The 20383-nt window shown below is 62.3% G+C and carries 18 protein-coding genes; 11 read left to right on the top strand and 7 right to left on the bottom strand.

Annotation, left to right across the window (positions count from 1 at the left end):
* Positions 1-9: 9 nt before the first annotated feature.
* On the top strand, positions 10-915 hold the full coding sequence (locus QMK54_RS04815) for a LysR family transcriptional regulator (RefSeq protein ID WP_223594198.1): 906 nt from the start codon (positions 10-12) through the stop codon (positions 913-915).
* A gap of 35 nt (positions 916-950) precedes the next feature.
* Here QMK54_RS04815 and msrA read toward each other — a convergent pair whose 3' ends face one another.
* The 3 genes from msrA to msrB are packed head-to-tail and all read right to left on the bottom strand — an operon-like array spanning position 951 to position 4016.
* Positions 951-1658, bottom strand: coding sequence for a peptide-methionine (S)-S-oxide reductase MsrA (msrA, locus tag QMK54_RS04810; protein ID WP_320402149.1), 708 nt, complete (start codon positions 1656-1658; stop codon positions 951-953).
* Between the two features lie 30 nt (positions 1659-1688).
* Positions 1689-3464, bottom strand: a complete 1776-nt coding sequence (locus QMK54_RS04805; RefSeq protein ID WP_223594200.1) for a cytochrome c biogenesis protein DipZ — start codon at positions 3462-3464, stop codon at positions 1689-1691.
* A gap of 33 nt (positions 3465-3497) precedes the next feature.
* Complete coding sequence (gene msrB / locus QMK54_RS04800) at positions 3498-4016, bottom strand: peptide-methionine (R)-S-oxide reductase MsrB (protein ID WP_223594201.1); 519 nt, start codon at positions 4014-4016, stop codon at positions 3498-3500.
* A gap of 274 nt (positions 4017-4290) precedes the next feature.
* Here msrB and QMK54_RS04790 point away from each other — a divergent pair, with 274 nt between their 5' ends.
* Both QMK54_RS04790 and QMK54_RS04785 read left to right on the top strand, forming a co-directional pair.
* Entirely contained in the window at positions 4291-5010 is a 720-nt protein-coding gene (locus tag QMK54_RS04790) for a response regulator transcription factor (protein WP_110662827.1), read from the top strand.
* Positions 5007-6527: a HAMP domain-containing sensor histidine kinase gene (locus QMK54_RS04785; protein ID WP_320402148.1), complete on the top strand. Its 1521-nt coding sequence runs from the start codon at positions 5007-5009 to the stop codon at positions 6525-6527. The genes QMK54_RS04790 and QMK54_RS04785 overlap by 4 nt, the downstream gene beginning before the upstream one ends.
* A 271-nt stretch (positions 6528-6798) precedes the next feature.
* Here the strand turns inward: QMK54_RS04785 and QMK54_RS04780 are convergent, their stop codons facing one another.
* From QMK54_RS04780 to QMK54_RS04765, 4 genes are all read right to left on the bottom strand, one after another.
* Positions 6799-7554, bottom strand: a complete 756-nt coding sequence (locus QMK54_RS04780; protein ID WP_320402147.1) for a class II aldolase/adducin family protein — start codon at positions 7552-7554, stop codon at positions 6799-6801.
* The gene (locus tag QMK54_RS04775) at positions 7551-8495 is read right to left on the bottom strand and encodes a GTP-binding protein (RefSeq protein WP_320402146.1); all 945 of its coding nucleotides are present in this window, start codon (positions 8493-8495) and stop codon (positions 7551-7553) included. Before QMK54_RS04775 ends, QMK54_RS04780 begins: the two co-directional genes overlap by 4 nt.
* Positions 8492-10240, bottom strand: coding sequence for an amidohydrolase (locus QMK54_RS04770; RefSeq protein WP_110662206.1), 1749 nt, complete (start codon positions 10238-10240; stop codon positions 8492-8494). Before QMK54_RS04770 ends, QMK54_RS04775 begins: the two co-directional genes overlap by 4 nt.
* 82 nt (positions 10241-10322) lie before the next feature.
* Positions 10323-11927, bottom strand: a complete 1605-nt coding sequence (locus QMK54_RS04765; RefSeq protein ID WP_320402145.1) for a 5-guanidino-2-oxopentanoate decarboxylase — start codon at positions 11925-11927, stop codon at positions 10323-10325.
* 298 nt (positions 11928-12225) lie between these two features.
* On the opposite strand from QMK54_RS04765, the gene QMK54_RS04760 reads away from it, so the two are divergent.
* From QMK54_RS04760 to QMK54_RS04725, 8 genes are all read left to right on the top strand, one after another.
* On the top strand, positions 12226-13131 hold the full coding sequence (locus tag QMK54_RS04760) for a LysR substrate-binding domain-containing protein (protein WP_110663185.1): 906 nt from the start codon (positions 12226-12228) through the stop codon (positions 13129-13131).
* A 296-nt stretch (positions 13132-13427) separates the two neighbouring features.
* Positions 13428-14519: an ABC transporter ATP-binding protein gene (locus tag QMK54_RS04755; protein WP_320402144.1), complete on the top strand. Its 1092-nt coding sequence runs from the start codon at positions 13428-13430 to the stop codon at positions 14517-14519.
* An 89-nt stretch (positions 14520-14608) separates the two neighbouring features.
* Complete coding sequence (locus QMK54_RS04750; RefSeq protein WP_320402143.1) at positions 14609-15721, top strand: ABC transporter substrate-binding protein; 1113 nt, start codon at positions 14609-14611, stop codon at positions 15719-15721.
* Positions 15722-15731: 10 nt separating this feature from the next.
* Positions 15732-16604 (top strand): ABC transporter permease, encoded by an 873-nt coding sequence (locus QMK54_RS04745; protein ID WP_110662112.1) that lies wholly within the window; start codon positions 15732-15734, stop codon positions 16602-16604.
* A 7-nt stretch (positions 16605-16611) separates the two neighbouring features.
* Positions 16612-17439, top strand: coding sequence for an ABC transporter permease (locus tag QMK54_RS04740; RefSeq protein ID WP_110662111.1), 828 nt, complete (start codon positions 16612-16614; stop codon positions 17437-17439).
* A 36-nt stretch (positions 17440-17475) separates the two neighbouring features.
* The gene (locus tag QMK54_RS04735) at positions 17476-17661 is read left to right on the top strand and encodes a hypothetical protein (RefSeq protein ID WP_320402142.1); all 186 of its coding nucleotides are present in this window, start codon (positions 17476-17478) and stop codon (positions 17659-17661) included.
* A 70-nt stretch (positions 17662-17731) separates the two neighbouring features.
* A complete protein-coding gene (locus QMK54_RS04730) occupies positions 17732-18436 on the top strand; it encodes a hypothetical protein (protein ID WP_110662110.1) in 705 nt (234 codons plus the stop codon).
* A gap of 383 nt (positions 18437-18819) precedes the next feature.
* A complete protein-coding gene (locus QMK54_RS04725) occupies positions 18820-20247 on the top strand; it encodes a PLP-dependent aminotransferase family protein (protein ID WP_320402141.1) in 1428 nt (475 codons plus the stop codon).
* Positions 20248-20383: the final 136 nt, after the last annotated feature.

Here is a 20383-nt window from a genome sequence, read left to right as displayed (position 1 = left end):
AGCTTGATAATGGATCTGTTCCAGGCAATGACCGTCTACGTCAAAGTGGTGGAGACCGGCAGCATGACCGCCGCCGCTTTGCAGTGCGAAATGTCCACGACCATGGTCGGCAACCACCTCAAGGCCCTGGAGCAACGGCTGGGCGTGCGCCTGCTCAATCGCACGACGCGGCGCCAGCGGCTGACCGAGTTCGGCGCCGCGTACTACCAGCGCTGCCTGGAAGTCTTGGGGTTGGTGGCCGATTCCGAGCGCCTGGCCGAACAGGCTGTCGACGAACCGAGCGGCAATTTGCGCATCACCGCACCCTTGACCTTCGGGACCGAGCGCCTGGCGCCGGCCCTGAGCGAATTCAGTCGGCAAAACCCGCGAGTGAAACTCGACGTGGTGCTGACCAACCGGCGTCCGGACCTGCTGGAAAACGGTCTGGATGTAGCGTTTCGTCTCGGCGCGCTGGAGCCTTCCAACCTGATCGCCCGCCCGCTGATCGACTACACCCTGACCATGTGCGCGTCACCCGAGTATCTGGCCCGCCGGGGCACGCCGCGGACACCTGAAGACCTGCGTCAACACGACTGCCTGTCCTTTGCCTATCCGGCCGGGGATGACTGGCAATCGGTGCAAAAGGAATGGCGCCTGGCGGGCCCCGATGGTGAAGTCAGCGTGGGGGTCGGCGGTCCGATGCTGATCAACAGTTCGGCGGGGTTGCATCAAGCGGCGCGGACCGGCATGGGCATCGTGATGATGCCCGACGCCCTGGTCGAGCAGGACCTCAAGGACGGAAAACTGCTGGCCTTGATGCCCGATTACTGCCCGCCGAGTCGACCGATGCACCTGGTCTACGCCCAGGATCGCCACCGTTTGCCGAAATTGCGCCGTTTCGTCGAATTCGCCGTACAGATGTGGGGCAAGCACTAGTTGATCCAACAGGCCATGCAGTCGCGGATCGCCATTTACATCCCCGCTTTCACCAACACCGGTTGTTCCTGATAGCGATCCGGGTACAGCTGTTTCAATTGCGCCACTTTCGGCAGATCGTTGATCACGATGTACGGATAGGTCGGATGCTCGGTCAGGAAGTCCTGATGCTCTTCCTCCGCCGGGTAGAAACCGTTGAAGGTTTCGAGTTTGGTCACGATCGGTTTGTCGAAAGCATGGGCGGCATCGAGCTGGGTGATGTAGGCCTGTGCGACCCGCTGCTGCTCGGGGCTTTTGGTAAAGACCGCCGAACGATACTGGGTGCCGCTGTCCGGTCCCTGACGATTGAGTTCGGTCGGGTTGTGCGCCACTGAAAAGTAGATCTGCAGCAAGGTGCCGTAGCTGACCTGGGCTGGATCGAAAGTGACTTCGACCGATTCCGCATGGCCGGTATTACCGTCGCTGACACGCTCGTACTGTGCGGTATTGGCTGCACCGCCTGCATAGCCGGAGACGGCGTTCTTCACGCCTTTGACATGCTGGAACACACCTTGCACACCCCAGAAGCAGCCGCCGGCAAATACGGCGGATTCGCTGCGGGCCTGGGTGGTTTCATCGAGGGCCGGTGGTGGAATGATCACCGCCTCTTCGGCGCCGCCGAAGGAGAAGGCCGAACATTGGCTGATCATGCCGACAGCCGCCAACCCCAGCAGGGTACGGCGCCAGGTAAAGAGGGTTTTCATGGGGCGAACTCCTGAAGCGTTGAAGGGATATCAGCCGAAGGTGAAGGCATAGGCCGACGCGCCCGGATCAAGAAACTCGATGCTGAAAGTCCGGTCGGTCACGCCACCGTTCTGCCGCACCAGTTGATACAAGCGCTGGTCAGTCACGGTGCCGCTGCCATCGGGGGCCACGTCCATGCCGTGGTCAGCACCCGGCGCCTTGCCGTCGATCAGCACCTTGAAGCGCACCGGTTTGCCATCGGCGCCTGGGCCGAGCACCAAATGCAAATCACGGGCGTGGAAGCGATAGACGATGCGACTGGCCGGTGCGTTGGCCGTGGCCCGCTCCGCGCCGACATGCCATTGGCCACCCAGGCTCCAGTCGTTGAGGGCCAGTTGCGTTGGTGGGTTGTAGGCCGCGACCTTGTCCGGTACCAGTGCAGTTTCCGGTACGAAATGTTCCGCGCGCTGATAACCGACGTAGGTTTCCGGCGACTGCACTTCGTTGCTGTCCGGGGCCATTTGCACGCCGTCAGACTTGGCATTGATCAGCCCGTCCGAGACCTTGGCGGCGCCGGCTTCACGCAGCAACTGCTGGATGACCCGCTCCGATTCGTCGTACGCGCCTTCGCCAAAATGGTGATAACGGATGCGGCCCTGAGCGTCGGCAAAATAGTGCGCCGGCCAGTATTCGTTGTTGAAGGCGCGCCAGATCTTGAATTCGTTGTCGATGGCCACCGGGTAGTTGATGCCCAGGTCCTTCATGGCTTTGGTGACGTTGTTGACGTCGCGTTCGAAGGCAAACTCCGGTGCGTGCACGCCGATTACCACCAGGCCTTGATCGCGATACTTCTCGGCCCAGGCTTTCACATAGGGCAGCGAACGCAGGCAGTTGATGCAGGAGTAGGTCCAGAAATCCACCAGCACGACCTTGCCCTTCAGCGCCTGGGCATCGAGGGGTGGCGAGTTGAGCCATTGTACGGCGCCATCCAGCGGCGGCAGGTTGCCTTCGACCGGCAAGGTGCCCGGGGTTTTGTCAGCCACTTGCACCGCGCCTTCGGAGGCCGTGTTCTGCGCCATCATCGCCGCGCTGTTGCGCGGAGATTTGCCGGACAGTTTCTCCACCAGTGCTTGTTCGATACCACCGGTCGATGCCGTGGAAAACCGCGCCAGAACGCCCGTGTCCAGACCCAGGGCAATCGCCGCCACACCGGCCAGCATCGCCGCGCCGAGGCCGCGACGCACCCATTCGCCAGCGCCAATCGAGCGCTTCATCGCCGAAAAGACTTTGCCGCCCAACAGCAACGCCAGTGCGAGGGAGGTGGCCGCACCTGCGGCGTACGCCAGCAGCAAAAAGGTCGTTTGAGTGCTCGCCCCTTGCAGCGCCGCACCGGTCAGCAACAAGCCCAGGATCGGCCCGGCGCACGGCGCCCACAGCAGGCCGGTGGCCACGCCGATCAGGAACGAAGCACCGGGACGCGGCCGCGCATCGGCGCCCGCCGCTTCCGACAAACGACTGCCCGCCGCCACCAACGGCCGGGTCAGGCGCTCGGCCAGTTGCGGCAGCAACAGGGTCAGACCGAACAACGCGACGAACACCAGCGCCAGCCAGCGCCCGTACTGGTTGAGCTGCACCACCCAGCCACCACCCACTGCCGCCAACGTGGCGACCAGCGCGAAGGTCAGCGCCATCCCCACCAGCAGCGGCAATCCGCTTTTGACGAAGGGTTGCCCGGTGCGGGCGAAGACAAACGGCAATACCGGCAGAATGCACGGGCTGACAATCGTCAGCACACCACCGAGATAAGCGAGGACCAGCAGCCACATGGCGATTACCTGCAAAAAGTGAGTGGTAGGGAATCACACCGTCGTCGGCACGAACTTCATCGCCAGGCCGTTCATGCAGTAGCGCAAGCCGGTGGGTTTCGGGCCGTCGTCGAAGACATGCCCCAGATGCCCGCCGCAGCGCCGGCAGTGAACTTCCTCGCGGACCATGCCGAACGCACGGTCCTGACGGGTGGCCACGGCCTTGTCCAGCGGTGCCCAGAAACTCGGCCAGCCGGTGCGACTGTCGAATTTTGTCGCCGAGGAAAACAACGGCAGCTCGCAACCGGCACAAGCAAAAGTGCCGTCGCGGTGCTCGTTGTTCAGCGGGCTGCTGTAGGCCCGTTCGGTGCCCTCTTCGCGCAGGATGTCGTACTGCTCATCGCTCAGGATCGTGTGCCATTCGCTGTCGCTGTGGGTCACTTCGAACGCCTCGGCCGCGCTGGCCTCGCTGATCCATGCAGTGCCTGTGGAAAACTTTGGCAACAGGCCGATTGCCAGGGCCGTCATCCCCAGCCCGCCGCTCGCCAGAAGAAATTGCCGTCGTGAAAACATGCTCGTCTCCCAAAAATCCAGGGGTGTTTCATGGAACACAGCCTAGGCTTTGGGTGATCGCCAAATCCTCACGGGAAGTTAAACAATTCGTGATAACTCGGGCTCCGAAAAACCCGCACAATGCGCATGCCACTACTGTAGGAGCGAGCTTGCTCGCGATGGAGGCCAACGATGACACGCGATTCCTGACGCCCCGCGGCGTCCTCAGGTTTTTCGCGAGCAGGCTCGCTCCTACAGGGGGCACTACGCACATTGCGCTGAAGGATTGACCTGGATGGAACAGACCAAACGCGTCCTCGTGGTCGAGGACGACCAGCACATCGCCGACCTGATCTGCCTGCATCTTCGCGATGAGCAGTTCGAGGTGGTGCACAGCGCCGATGGCGCCGAAGGCATGCGCCTGCTGCAGCAAGGCAACTGGGATGCGCTGGTTCTCGACCTGATGCTGCCCGGCGTCGACGGCCTGGAAATCTGCCGCCGCGCCCGCGCCATGGCGCGCTACACGCCGATCATCATCACCAGTGCGCGCTCCAGCGAAGTGCACCGGATTCTCGGCCTCGAACTGGGTGCCGACGACTACCTGGCCAAGCCGTTTTCCATGCTGGAACTGGTGGCCCGGGTCAAGGCGCTGCTGCGCCGGGTCGATGCCATGGCGCGCAACCTGAAGATGGACGCCGGCAGCCTGCTCATCGACGGCCTGGCCATCGACCCGATCACCCGCGAAGTGGCCCTCGACGGACGGCGCCTGGACCTCACGCCCCGGGAGTTCGACTTGCTGTACTTCTTCGCCCGCCAGCCCGGCAAGGTGTTTTCGCGCATGGACCTGCTCAATGCCGTGTGGGGCTACAGCCACGAAGGCTACGAGCACACGGTCAACACCCACATCAACCGCCTGCGCGCCAAGATCGAGGCCGACCCGGCGCAACCGGTGCGCATCCTCACGGTGTGGGGCCGCGGCTACAAGTTCGCCACCGGTGAGGAGCCACAGCCATGAGGCTGACCCTGACGCAACGCCTGTCACTGGTGTTCGCCGTGCTGCTGCTGGTGTGCTGCGGCACGTCGGCGTGGATGCAGGTGCGCTCCAACCAGATGCATGAGCAGGAAGTGGTGCAAGGCTTGTCCCGGGAACTGGCGCAGCACATCGCCAATGACACGGTGCTGATGGACACCCAGGGCCTGATGCCCAACGCCGTGCGCGACCTGTTCAGCAAACTGATGCAGGTCAACCCGAGCGTCGAGGTGTACCTGCTCGATTCCGCAGGCAAGATTGTCGGCAGCGCTGCGCCCGAGGGCCGGATCCGACGCGAACGGGTCGACCTGGCGCCGATCCAGCGCCTGTTGCGCGGTGATGCCCTGCCGATTCTCGGTGATGACCCGCGCAGCCTCGATGCGCGCAAGGTGTTCAGCGCCGCACCGCTGAAAGTTGATGGCAAGCCGGCCGGTTATCTCTACGTCGTATTGCTCGGTGAGGATCACGACCGCCTGGCCGAACGTGGCGCGACCAGCGCGGCGCTCAACACAGCGTTGTTATCCATCGGACTGGTGGCGCTGCTGTGCCTGATTGCCGGTCTCACCGCGTTTGCCCTGATCACCCGGCCACTGCGCCGCTTGACCGAAACGGTCAGCCAGTTCGACATCGATGGGGTCCCGGTCACACCGGCCCTGCCTGTCGCGGTGGAAAAAACCGCGAGCCACGATGAAATCGCCGTGCTCGATGCCACGTTCCGGCAGATGCAGGCACGCCTGGGCGAACAATGGCGCTCGTTGACCCGCCAGGATCAGGAACGCCGCGAACTGGTGGCGAACATCTCCCACGACTTGCGCACGCCACTGGCTTCGCTACACGGATATCTGGAAACCCTGTCGCTCAAGGACGCCACGCTGTCTCCCGCCGACCGCCGTCGCTACCTCGGCATCGCCCTGGACCAGAGCCGCAAGGTCGGTGGCCTGGCGCAGTCGCTGCTGGAACTGGTGCGGCTGGAACATGGCTTCGTGCAACCGGTGCTGGAGCGCTTCTCTCTCACCGATCTGGCCCAGGACATCTTCCAGAAATTCGAACTCACTGCCGAAGCGCGCAAAGTCGAACTCAAGGCCACCTTCGCGCCAAATGCCTCGGCGGCCTGCGCGGATCTCGGGTTGATCGAGCGGGTGCTGACCAATCTGTTCGACAACGCCCTGCGCCATACCCCGGCCGGTGGCGAGGTCGAACTGGGCCTGCGTCCGCAAGGGTCATTCATCGAAGTCACGGTCAGCGATACCGGCCCCGGCATTGCCCCGGAACTGCGCGAAGGCCTGTTCCTGCGCCCGTTCAACATCGGCGGCGCACGGCGTGATGGCGGGCTGGGGCTGCGGATCGTGCATCGCATCCTGCAACTGCACGGGCGCGAGATTCAGTTGATCGATGTGCCGGGACGTGGGGCGACGTTTCGGTTTTCGTTGCCGATCGATGAAGAGACCGCTTCAACGTTGGCGGTACGGTCGATGAACCTGAATACCCCGCGGCAGGCCTGACAGACCGAGGCGCCTGCATCGCGGGCAAGCCACGCTCCCACAGGGTCTCGGTTGCTCGCGGATTTTGCGTACACCCACACACCCTGTGGGAGCGGGCTTGCTCGCGAAGGCGTCCTTACACCCACCATCGATGTCGCCTGACAGGCCCTCTTCGCGAGCAAGCCCGCTCCCACAGTGGTTTTTGTCGGTCGCGGATTTTGCGTACATCCACTCACCCTGTGGGAGCGGGCTTGCTCGCGAAGGGGCCAGCCCAATCAACCGATGGCTTGGATCAGTCGCGATAACCCGGAGCAATGCGTTCCAGCAACCGCAACAACGCCGCCCAAGCCAGTTGCATGGCATCCGGGTCAGCCAGCTCCCCCTCTTCCAGCGGCCGCCCCGGATCATTGAATTGCCGCTCGGTATGCGCACAAACCTCGTCTGATGGCAGTACCAACTCACCGGCAGCCATGGCCGCCAACTGAATGTCGCAGGCCTTTTCCAGGTAGTACATGCGCATGAACGCCTGGCCTACGGTTTCACCAACGGTCAGCAAACCATGGTTGCGCAGCATCAACACCGGCTTGTCGCCGATATCCTGTACGAGGCGCTCTTGCTCGCTCAAATCCAGCGCCACGCCTTCATAGTCGTGGTAAGCGACCCGGCCGTAGAACTCCATCGATATCTGGTTCACCGGCAACAACCCGCACTTCAGCGCCGCCACCGCGCAACCGGACTTGGTGTGGGTGTGCAGCACGCATTGCGCATCGTCACGGGCGCCATGGATGGCACTGTGGATCACGAAACCGGCCGGATTCACCGGGTATGGCGACGGCTCCACGGCGTGGCCATCGAGGTCGATTTTCACCAGGTTCGACGCGGTGATCTCGTCGAACATCAGCCCGTAAGGGTTGATCAGAAAATGATGCTCCGGCCCCGGAATGCGCACCGAGATGTGGGTGAAGATCAGGTCGGTCATGCGAAAATGCGCAACCAGCCGATAGCAGGCGGCAAGTTCTTCACGCAACCGTTGTTCGGTCGGATTCATGCGCTCACCTTCACGGTGCAGGCCTCAAGCCCCTGCCCCAACGCTTCCCAGCCGTCGAAACCACGGCGGGCGATAAACACCAGGCGTGTGGTGACCGCCTGCGCTTCATCCGTGGCCGGCAGAAACTGACTGCGTGTGCCGACGTGTTGCAGCCAATGCGCCTTGTTGCCCTGCGCCAGCTTGACCAGCCCTTTGACCCGGAACACATCGCTGGGCAGCGCCTGCAACCAGCCACGCAATCCTTCAGCATCGAGGGGCTTGTCACTCTGCCACAGCCAACTGCTGAACATCTCGCCGTGATCGCCATCGGCCACCCGCGTCAGCGGTTTCACTGTGCGCGGCTCAAGCTCCAGATCCGTGTCGAGCCAAAGCGCATCCGGCAGCTGCGCCTGCACGCTTTCGTGTACTCGAGTCCTGAGGCCCAACGCGTCGCGCAGCGCCTGCAACTGCGCCTCGTCGACCAGGTCGGTCTTGTTCAACAGCAGCAAGTCGGCAGCGGCCACCTGTGCCCGGGCCAGTCGCGCGTACTCGCCATCGAGTTGCAGATGACGGGTGGCATCGACCACGGTGATGACCATGTCCAGTTGCATCTGGCTGCGCAGCTGTGGATAAGCCAGGGTCTGCACGATGCGCTGCGGGTCGGACACGCCGCTGCACTCGATGACGATGCGCTCCAACCTTGGTTCAAGCTGCGCCAGGCTGCCGAGTTGCGCCAGCAGGTCTTCCTGCACGGTGCAGCAGATGCAGCCGTTTTGCAGGCTGTACACCGCGTCAGTGACTTCGGAGACGATGGCCGCATCGATGTTCAACTCACCGAAGTCGTTGACGATCACCGCCAGCCGACTGCCTTCGGCACGGCGCACCATGCGATTGAGCAGCGTGGTTTTACCGGCGCCGAGGAAGCCCGAGACGACGGTCACGGCGATGCGTTGGGAAGTCATTCTGCCTTGCCCTCCAGCACCGGTGGTTCGCCCTGCCACACGGCCTTGAGGCCGACAGCTTCGAGCGTCGAATGGCGGTCGTAGACCAGTTGCCCTTCAACGAAGGTCAGCAGCACCTGCGTCTTGTGGATGTAATTGCGCGCTGGCTCGGCGAACAGGTCACGGTCGATCACGATCAGGTCCGCCGCCTTGCCCACCTGCAGGCTGCCGGTGCTGTGTTCCAGGCCCATGGCGATCGCACCGTTGCTGGTGATCACGGTCAGTGCCTGTTCGAGGCTGATCGGGTCACCGAAGCAGGCCGGGTCGTCGTTCCACGGGTTCTGCCGGGTGATCATGGTTTCCAGCGCCAGCCACGGGTCGATGGACGCCACCGGCCAGTCGGTGCCCATCACCGCTGTGCCACCGGCGGCGAGCACGCCTTTGAAATCGTAGATACGCTTGAGTCGTTCCTGGCCGTAACCGGAGCGCGCTCCGCTGGCGAACGGTGTCGGGTACCAGGCGGCCGGGGAAAACTCGGCGATGACATTCAGTTCCTTGAAGCGCGGCAGGTTGCCGGGGTGCAGCAAGGTGCTGTGGGCGCACTGGTGGCGTACGCCGCTGAAACCGTTGCGACGGCGGGCCTCGGCCACGGCATCGAGGAACACGTCGGAGGCGCCGTCGCCGGTGCAGTGGGCGATCACGCGGATGCCCTTGCGGTCCATGTCCACCACCATGTCGGTAATGTGTTCCGGGGTCAGGTTGAGCTTGCCGCGCCAGCTTTTTTCTTGCGGCCAAGGGGTCAGCAGATACGAAGACTTCGGCTCCACGGTACCGTCGAAATGGAACTTCACCGCGTTGGCGCTCAGGCGTGCGCTGCGGTAGTAGTGACGTTCGCCGGCCAGCAGTTCCCAGCGGCGACGCACCGGGAAAATGTCGTCCTGCCAACTGATCGCCGCCTCGATGCGCACGGTCAGTTCGCCGCTGTCGTCCAGCTCCTTGAGGGCCTGCAAGCGCTGTTCGCAGACGTGCACGTACTTGCTCGCCGTGACGCCACGGGAACTCTGAAAGTGCACGCCATCGCGGTAGGCGCGGCGCAGCACGCTGACCGGGGTCGGCGGCATGGCGGCGTGGATCATCGCGTAGGCGCCGTCGATCATCAGGCCGGTGGGTTCGCCGGTCAGCTCGTCACGCTCGAAATAGCCGTTGCGCGGGTCGGACGTGTTGCCATCGATGCCGGCCAGTTCCAGGGCCTTGGAGTTGACCATCATGGTGCCCCACATGCGGTCGAGCAACGCCACCGGGCGGTCCGGCATGACGCTGTCGAGCCAGGCCCGGCCCGGGGTCAGGCCGGCTTCGCGGAAGGTGTAGCGCACCCAGTACTGGCCGTAGATCCAGCCGTCGCCGGGATGGCTGTCGGCGTAGGCAAGAATGCTTTCGCGCAGCTGTTCCGGGGTTGGGTCTTCGATGCCGACGTCGAGGTCATCGGCGTAGCGCGGCGCCAGCGCGAGGTCGGGGTGGGTGTGCATGTCGTGCAGGCCGGGCATGCAGAACGCGCCTTGCAGGTCATGCACACGGGTGATTGGGCCCTTGAACATTTCGATCTGGCTGAGCCCGGCGACACCGATCAACTTGCCATCGCGAATCGCCACCGCTTCGGCCCATGGGTTGGCAGGGTCCTGGGTGTAGATGCGACCGTTGACGAGGATCAGGTCGGCATAGGTCCCCTGCACGGAATGGGTAGAGGAAAAGTTATCGGACTCAGCCATGTAAGCCACCTTCGAGTTCAGGGAGATTGAAAGGTCCACCGTTCGTTATGCGAGTCGGGGACCTGAAAAAATTGTTGTTGTTTTAGTCAGCCAGAAACGTCGCGGCGTCGACCTCGACCATGACCGGTTGGTTGATGTTGTCGAGTTGCCCCAACAGCTCGCGCAAGCCATGCAGATTGCTCACCCGGTGATGGCTGACGTGGCAGCTTTGCGCGAGCGCGGCGAAGTCCGGCGTGAGGATGTCCACCCCCAGCAACGGCACCGCCTTGGCGTTCATGTAGTCGCGGATTTCCGCGTAGCTGCTGTTGTTCCACAGCAGCAGGATCACGCCTACGCCGGCCTCTTTGGCGGCGATCAGTTCGGCGCTGGAAAACTGCAAGCCACCGTCGCCGACCAACGCCACCACCGGGCGCAATGGCTGGGCGAGCTTGGCGCCGATGGCGGCGGGCAAACCGTAGCCGAGGGTGCCGTAACCGCTGCCGGCGTTGAACCAGCTGTTGGGAGTTGGCGCGCGGTAGCCGAGGGCGCCCTGATACACCGGTTGAGTCGAATCGCCGACAATCAGTGGCTGCGGCAGGTGATCACGGACCGTATCGAGCAACGCTTGCATACGGCTCTGTTTCGCGCTCCAGCCAGCACGTTCGATGGCGTTGACCCGGCTCACCCGCTCACCTGCCCAGGCCGAATCGGCCTGGCGTTGCGGCAGGCGCTCCAACAGCGCGAGCAAGCCCTGTTCGGCATCACCCAGCAAACCGACCGTGGCCACTTGTACGCCGAGGATTTGCAGCGGGTCGATGTCCAGACGAATCAGCGGCGCCTTGAACGCCACCGGGCCGAGGCCGAAAAAGTCGTAGTCGGTTTCACCCAGTTCGGTGCCGACCGCCAGCACTGCATCAGCCTCGGCGATCAGTTCACGACCATGGGCCGACGACAGCACGCCATCGAGCAGCAACGGATGTTCGGCGCACAGCAAACCACGGGCATTGGTGGTCAGCGCCACCGGTGCCTGCAAGCGTTCGGCAAGTGCGGTCAGGACTTCAGAGGCCCGGCGCGCACCACCACCGGCCAGAATCAACGGACGCTTCGCCTTGCTGATCAGCGCAACCGCCGCGTCAATGCTTTCCAGCGCCGGGGCTGGCGCGGCCGGCAACGAACGCGGGCGCAGGTCCAGATCGTCGGCGGACATCTCCAGCACATCCAGTGGAATCTCGATGTGCACCGGCCGTGGCCGCGTGCAGCCAAACAAGGCAAAAGCCCGCGCCAGCACTTCCGGCAATTGCGACGGGTGCTGCAATGTATGACTGAAAGCGCAGACCCCGGCGACCAGCGCGCGCTGATCCGGCAGTTCATGCAGGTGACCATGGCCCAGGCGCAGGTGTTCGCGACGGTTGCAGGTGGAGATCACCAGCATCGGCACCGAGTCGGCATAGGCTTGGCCCATGGCGGTGATGATGTTGGTCATGCCGGGACCGGTGATGATGAAGCACACCCCGGGCTTGCCACTGGCACGGGCATAACCGTCGGCCATGAACCCGGCGCCCTGCTCGTGGCGCGGGCTGATGTGCTGCAGGCGACTGCCGTGCAGGCCACGGTACAACTCGACGGTGTGCACGCCGGGAATGCCGAAGACGGTTTCAACGCCATAGCCTTCCAGCAACTGAACGAGCGCCTCGGCACAACGGGTCATGCAGCACCTCTTGGATAAGGGGCCGCATCGGCCCAACGACGAATGGGGCTAGTATTGTTGAATCAACCGATACAACAATCGATTTTTTTTGGCCTGACTGTTCGATTTACGTCACCATACGGAAGGCCAAAGGTGAACCTGTGGTGAGGGAGCTTGCTCCCGTTGGGCTGCGTAGAAGCCCCAATTGCATGACACGACGAGCTTTGCGCCTGCTGCGCAGTCGAGCGGGAGCAAGCTCCCTCGCCACAAGGAACCGGTGTTCGCTGGCCTTTTCTTCCATCTTTGAACGGGATGAATTATGCGCTTTCCTTCGATGACAGCCCTTCGCGCGCTGGATGCGGTTGCCCGCACAGGCAGCGTGTCGATCGCCGCCCGTGAACTGAACCTGACCCGCAGCGCGATCAGCCACCAGATCAGCAAGCTTGAGGAGTGCGTCGGTTTTGCCCTGACCGAGCGCATTGGCCGGGGCATCGGCCTGACGTATCAGGGCGAGCGTTATGCGCGGGAAGTCCACGGGATTCTGTTGAACCTGCTCGATGCCGGGCAGTTGATCGACGACCAGGAGATTTCCGGACGGCTGTGCGTCAGCTGCGCGCCGGGGTTCGCCACCTATTGGCTGTGCCACCACATCGGCGCCTTCTTGCGGCAGTACCCGCAAGTGCAATTGCAGCTGATCTCCCCGCGCACACCGGACGACGTCAACAACCCCGCCGTCGACCTGTTCATCGCCTACGGGATTGGCGACTGGCCGGAAATGAATGTTGAAGAAATCGTCGCGCTGCGCTTTTTCCCGGTGTGCAGCCCGCGCTTGATCAACGCCTTGAGCGGCCTGAAAAGCCCGCAGGAACTGAGCAACTACCCGTTGCTGCACATGACCGACTATTCGGACTGGCGCGTGTGGCTGACCGCCGCCGGTGCTTCCGGGGTCAACGCGACCAGCGGAATCCTGTTCTCAGACGCGCACTGCGCGCAGTCGGCGTGCATCGCCGGCCAGGGCATCGCCATCGGCGACAACCTGATCAGCGGCGATGCGTTATCCAAGGGTTTGCTGGTGCGGCCGTTCGAGATCACCATCGATCTGCACCGTGGCTACTACCTGGCTTCCGACCCGCAGAAGGCCGAGCGTGCGGTGGTCCAGGCCTTCAGCAATTGGGTCAAGACCCAGCTGCAGTCATCTCATCAAACCTGGCAGGACACCCTCTAATACTCACCGCATACCCAATGTGGGAGCGGGCTTGCTCGCGAAAGCGGTGGGTCAGTCAGCAAACATGTTGAATATGACACCGCCTTCGCGAGCAAGCCCGCTCCCACAAAGGGCTCTGTTTCGGTGCATCTGGCGGAGATGGAAACAACGCTTATTTGTTCAATAAAATTAACCAATACGAGCAAAATAATTCCATTGATGTAGCGATATTTTTAACAATAATAAGCCTCAAAGCCCATTTCGGATTCACATCCGTCCTCGTACGTCTTATGGGCAATAAAAAGAGGAACCTCATTGTGTCCAGCCGTTCAGCGATTCAGCTCAGCGCTCAAGGTATCAGCCAGTATTACGGCCGTTTCGCGGCGCTGGATAACGTCGATCTCGACGTTCGCAAAGGCGAATTTCTTACCCTGCTGGGTCCGTCCGGCTCGGGCAAGACCACCTTGCTGATGATCCTGGCCGGCTTCCTCAGCCCGACGTCGGGCAAGCTGATGGAGCAAGGCGTCGACATCATCAAGCGCTCCGCCGAGAAGCGGAACTACGGCATGGTGTTCCAGGGTTATGCACTGTTCCCGCACATGACCGTGGCCGACAACGTCGCCTATCCGCTGCGCATCCGCAAAGTCGCGACCGAAGAACGCAATCGTCGGGTCAAGCACATCCTTGAAGTGGTCGGCCTCGGCGCGCACATGCACAAGAAGCCATCCGAAATGTCCGGCGGCCAGCAACAGCGCGTGGCGATTGCCCGGGCGCTGGTGTTCGAGCCGGAAATGCTGCTGCTCGACGAGCCGCTGTCGGCGCTGGACAAGAACCTGCGCGAACAACTGCAGACCGAGCTGCAACGCATCCACCGTCAGGTCGGCACCAGTTTCGTCTTCGTCACCCACGACCAGAACGAAGCCCTGGCACTGTCCTCGCGCATCGCGATTTTCAACCACGGCAAGCTGACCCAGGTCGACACCCCGGAAAACATCTACAACCGCCCCGAGAGCCGCTTCGTCGCCGAGTTCCTCGGCAAAATGAACCTGTTCCCGCTGGATAACCTGACCCGCAACGGCCAGACCGCCAGCGGCCGTTGCGGCACCAGCGTATTGCACGCCCAGGCCCCGAACGCACTGAGCGCGGCACCGATCGTGTTGGCCGTGCGCCCCGAGCACATGGAACTGCACAGCGACTGCCCGACTCGCGACGGCTACAACGTGATGCCGGCGCAACTCACCGACAAGGTCTACCAGGGTTCCAGTACCCACCTGGCACTCAAGGTCGGCGGCGATACGCTACCGATCAACCTGTCCGTGCCCGGCAATCACCCGGGCGCGTTGATGCAAAGCGGTGCCCCGGTGTGGCTGAGCTGGCCGGTGCAACAAAGCTTCCTGCTACAGGCCTGACCCCCAAGAAATTGCGTCACAAAGCTCTCTTCCAATGACAACAAAAAGGCCGGTGCCCACGCAGGCACCCGCCGCCTGAGGACTTGCCCATGCGCCAGGATCACCAACAAGACTGCATCGAAGTGCTTATCGAAAAGGCCCGTGACGGTCAGATCAACCGTCGCACCTTCATCCAGGCCATGGGCCTGCTGGCCGCGGTACCACTGGCGCTACGCAGCGGCATCAGTTGGTCGGCGGACAAGCCGCTGGTAGTGGTCAACTGGGGTGGCGATGCCCTGAATGCGTTCCGCTCGGCATGGACCGACACCTTTACCAAGAACACCGGCATCCAGGTGCGCATCGATGGCGCCGGCCCGACCGAGGGCGCGATCCGCTCGCAACTGGCCAGCGGTCAACCGAGCTGGGACGTCGTCGACGTCGAGAGCTACAGCGCCATCGTGCTGGGCCGGGAAAAGATCCTGCAACCGCTGGACTACAACACCATCAAGCGTGATCAAGTAGCCCCGGCGCTCTCCTCCGATTTCGGCATCGCCAGCTACCAGTTCAGCTACGTGATGGCCTGGGACAGCGAAAAATTCGGTGAAAACGGGCCGAAGACCTGGGCCGATTTCTGGGACGTGAAGAAATTCCCCGGCAAACGCACGCTGTACAAGTGGATGAACGGCATGCTCGAAGCGGCGTTGCTGGCCGACGGCGTTCCGGCTGATCAGTTGTACCCGCTGGACGTGCCACGGGCGATGAAAAAAATCGACGAGATCAAGCCCCACGTGCTGTCGTTCTGGAGCTCGGGCGCCGAGAGCCAGCAACTGATGGTCGACGGCGAAGTGTCGGTCGGCGCGATCTGGCACACCCGCGCCAAGCTGCTCAGCGAAGACACCGACAACCGCGTGCGCTGGAGCTTCGACAACGGCTTCATCAACTCAAGCAGCTGGGCGGTGCTCAACGGCAACCCGGGCGGCACCCAGCCAACCATGCAGTTCATCCAGCAAGCGTTGCAGCCTGATGGCCAGCTCAAGCTGTTTGAACTGCTGGGCAACGGACCGTCCAACAGCGCCACGGAAAAGCTCATGTCGGCCAAGCAACTGGAAGCGAACTGCGCCTCGGAAGAAAACCTGAAAAAGCAGATCGCCCTCAACGCCCAGTGGTACGCCGATAACTACTCCAAGGCCCTCGAAGAGTACCTGACGCGGTTGTCCAAGTGAGCCTGTGACCATGACTACCACCCTGACCTCAACCCTGACCGCCCCCAAGCCCCGCTTCAGTTCGCCGGGCCTGGAGCGCGGCTTGCTGTTGTTCCCGCTGCCGGTGTTGCTGCTGGTGTTCTACGTGTTGCCATTTCTCGGCGTGGTCGGCTGGAGCTTCTCGCTGCCGACGCCGGGCATCGAGCAGTACCAGCGCATCGCCACGGACCCGGCCATCCACGAGATGCTCTGGCGCACCTTGCGCCTGTGCCTGACCGTCAGTGGCCTGGCCTTGGTGATCGGTTATCTGCTGGCCTACTGCTGGGTGTTCAGCCCGCCGTTCTGGCAGCGGGTGGTGGAGATCTGCATCTTCATCCCGTTCTGGATTTCCGTGTTGGTGCGCGCCTTCGGCTGGCTGATCGCCCTGCGCAGCAACGGTGTGCTCAACAACGGGCTGATGGGCATGGGCCTGATCGATCAGCCGCTGCAACTGAGCCGCAACGAGATTGGCGTGGTCATCGGCATGCTCCACGTCATGATCCCGTACGCGGTGTTCCCGCTGCTGTCGACCATGCGTCAACTCGATCAGCGTGTGCTCATGGCGTCTCGCGGTTTGGGTGCCGGCGCCTTGCGCACCTTCTGGCAAGTGCTGTTGCCGCAGACCCTGCCGGGGATTCTCGGCGCGTTCATCATGGTCTTCGTGTTCTGCCTGGGCTTCTTCATCACCCCGGTACTGTTGGGTGGCGGGCAAACGGTGATGATCGCCGAATACGTGTTCCTGCAAATGTTCCAGACCAGCAACTGGGGCCTGGGGGCGGCACTGAGCGTGGTGTTGCTGGCCTTGGTCAGCGCGCTGATCTGGGTGTTGTTGAAAATGACCCGCGTGAACCGACTGGTAGGCTGAGATAACCATGAATACCCATCGCACAAGCCTGAGTACCCGGCTGCTGGCCGTGATCGCCATGGCCTTCATGCTGTTCCCGCTGCTGACAGTCATTCCGGTGTCGTTCACCAGCAAACGCTTCCTGTCGATGCCCGAAGGCAACTGGTCGCTGCGTCACTACGAGGCGCTGGTCAGCAACCCGGACTGGTTCCATGCGATCAGCCAGAGCCTGACCATCGCCTTCGCCACCAGCATCATCGCCACTTTGCTCGCGGCGAGTTTCAGCCTCGGCATCTGGTACATGCGCTCCAAATGGGCCACCGCGCTGATCGGCCTGGTGCTGTTGCCGATGGCGATTCCGCCGGTGATTTCCGCGCTGGTGCTGTACTTCATGGAAACCAAGCTCGGCCGCTTCGCGCCGGGCATGGGCTACGACACCCTGACCGGCGTGGTGATTGCCCACGTGATCATGGTGGTGCCGTATGGCGTGGTGACCATGCTGGTGGCGTTGAGCAACATCGACCGGCGCATCGAACTGGCCTCGCGCAACCTCGGCGCCAGCCTGATGCAGACCACCTTCATGGTGATATTGCCGAACCTGAAACTGGGCCTGGCCTCCACCGCCCTGCTGGGTTTCGCCCTGTCCTGGGAAGAGGTGGCGGTGACGCTGTTCATCACCAGCGTCAACGTCGACACCCTGCCCAAGCGCATCTGGAGCGGCTTGCGCGATAACGTCGACCCGAGTGTCGCGGCGATTTCGGTGTTGTTGATCAGCCTGACCTTGCTGGTGCTGATCGGCAGGCTGGTGGTGCAGCATCTGGCGGACAAGCGTGCGCAGAAATTGCAGCATTCCTGAGCACTGCACATCCCTGTAGGAGCGAGCCTGCTCGCGATGGACGTCAACGATAACGCGCTCATCCTGGATGAACGCGGTGTCCTTGAGACCATCGCGAGCAAGCTCGCTCCTACAGGGTATCGGTTTATCCAGAACAAACGCGTGATCGCAAGCGCCCATCGCGAAAGCAAAAACTTGACCAGCCGCCTGTTCGCCCGTGACAACGTCGCCCCGGTCCAATAGATTAGTCGGCCTGAAAAAGCCCCCAAGCTTTCTCGCCCCTATTCAAGTTCAAAGAAGTAGTGAAATTTCAATGTCCGATTCCAACACCGCCGAATCCGTAGTTACCTTGTCGTCCAAAGCGGAATACGAAAACTCCATCAATCTTTCACAACACGTACCCCAGGCGAAAACCATCAGCGAGATGGTGCTGGACGCGTTCCAGTCCACCCGCGAAAGCGACCAGATCCGCGAACTTCGCGCCGCGATCCGCCACGCCCACGACAGTTTCGACGACGATAAGGCCTACGAACTGATGGGTCAGCTCAAGCAGCTCAAGGACGCCGAGTCGGCAGACATCGCCGCCCTGGAAGACCTGAGCAGCAAATTCCCGATCAGCCGCATCCTGTCCAGCTTCAAGGACGACCCGGCGTTCCAGGAAATCGTCTACGGCCTGGCCCTGAAAGTACTGAACCAGACGCACCAGGCCATCAGCAACCCGAGCGGCGGCAAGAGCAAGGCTGCCAAGGCCAAGAAAGAAGTCGAAGTGTTCACCATCAGCAAGGACGGCATCAGCGTCACCTTGCCGCTGCGCACCCCGCGTTCGCGCCTGAACGTCGACCGTGAAGCCCTGGAATTCCTTGGATTCACTTTCGTTGGCGAAGGCGAAGAGGCGGAGCTGGAAAGCGAGACGTTCCTGGACAACAGCGGCGCCGAGCAAGCGGTCAACCGCAAGAACATCATCACCGCCCTGCAGCAGCAGACCGCGTTCGATGGTTACAGCATCGCCGCGCAGTAATACTCACAGATGTGGTGAGGGGGCTTGCCTGTGGCGAGGGGGCTTGCCCCCGTTCGGCGGCGAAGCCGTCGTAAATCCGGCGAATGCGGTATTCCTGCAATAACTCAAATAGTTTGATTGGGGGTGGCTGCGCCACCCAACGGGGGCAAGCCCCCTCGCCACAGGCAAGCCCCCTCGCCACAAGGTCCTCAGCGACCAGTCAAGAGCCCCGCCATCCGTGCGGGGCTTTTTATTGCCCGTGATTCGGGCAAAACCGCGATTACTCTTCCAGTATCGACGCAGAACAACACTTCCCTTAACCCATGAGCACCACGGGTCCGCCTGCGGGGAGCGTCAACTCACTTTCCAGCCCAGACCTCGGTGGTGCAACTGCTGAGGTCATCATGAACACGACTCCCTTGTATCGCCAACTGGCCAACCACTATCTGGACGCGATCCGCAGCGGCACCCTGAAAACCGGTGAACGCTTGCCCTCGATCCGCTTGATGATGGAAAAACACGCCGTCAGCCTGTCGACCGCCGTGCAGGTGTGCCGGGAACTGGAGGACTACGGTGTGCTGGAAGCCCGGCCGCGCTCCGGCAACTACATTCGCCAGCCCGACTCCGCGCCCAAACCCGCCCCGGCCTTCGCGCCAGCGCTGGATTCCAGTATCTATGTCGGTATTCATGAACAGGTCTGCGCGGTGCTCAAGGCCAGTCAGCGCGCGACGATCAAGGTCAATTTCGCCAGCGCCTACTGCGCGCCAGAGCTGTACCCGCTGAAGACCTTGCAAGACAGCATGATCAAATCCCTGCGCTACGACGCCAACCTGCTCGGTGCCGCGGGTTCGACCTGCGGCAACAGCGCCTTGCGCAACATCCTTGCCCGGCGGGCTCTGGCCAGCAAGACCCACCTGGCCCCCGAGCGGATCGTGATCACCAACGGCGCCAGCGAAGCGATCAACCTGGCCTTGCGTGCGGTCACCCGTCCTGGCGACACCGTGGCCGTGGAGTCGCCGACGTTCTACGGTTTGCTGCAAATTCTCGAAAGCCTGAACCTGCGCGCGCTGGAAGTCCCGGCCTCGGCCCACACCGGGCTCAATCTGGCAGCCCTGCAACTGCTGCTGCAGGGCCCCGAACGGGTCAAGGCATTGATCGTCATTCCCAACCTGCAAAACCCGCTGGGCAGCATCATGACCGACGCCAACAAGGCTCGGCTGGTGAAACTGTGCGCCGAGCACAACACCGTGCTGATCGAGGACGACACCTACGGCGACCTGGTGGACAGCGAGCAGCCGCTGTCCACGCTCAAACATTGGGACCGCACCGACAACGTGATCTATTGCGCCTCGCTGAACAAAACCCTGGCACCGGGCATCCGCCTGGGCTGGATCAGTGGCGGCAAATGGCACGACCGCGTGGAGATGCTCAAGCATACGCAGTCGCGGGGGTGTGAGGTGCTATCGCAATTGGCGGTCAGCGAATTCATCCGCACACCGTCCTACGAACGTTACCTGCGGCGGTTGAGGAAAACCCTGACGGTGCAACGCGAGCAGATGAGTGCAGCGATCAGCCGTTATTTCCCCATCGGCACCAGCGTGACCCATCCGCAAGGCGGCACGCTGTTGTGGGTGGAACTGCCTCGCCGGCATTCATCGATGATGCTTTTTCAGGAAGCGCTGAAGGTCGGCATCCAGATTTCGCCTGGGGATATCTTTTCCAACGCCCATCGCTTCGATCACTTTGTACGCATTGGCTGTGGCGCGCCGTATTCGCCACGGATTGATGAGGCTTTGGCGACTTTGGGGCGCATTCTCAAGAATCAGGGCTAACACCTCCCACAAGGGATTTTCGGTGAACACAACATCGGTGAACGACAGCAATCAACTGTGGGAGCGAGCTTGCTCGCGAAAGCGGTGTGTCTGACACGTCAGTTTTGAATGTACTGACGCCTTCGCGAGCAAGCCC

This window comes from Pseudomonas sp. P5_109 (assembly GCF_034009455.1).
Taxonomy (GTDB): domain Bacteria; phylum Pseudomonadota; class Gammaproteobacteria; order Pseudomonadales; family Pseudomonadaceae; genus Aquipseudomonas.
Note: the sequence above shows the minus strand (reverse complement) of the source record. Positions and strands in the feature narration are given on the sequence as shown.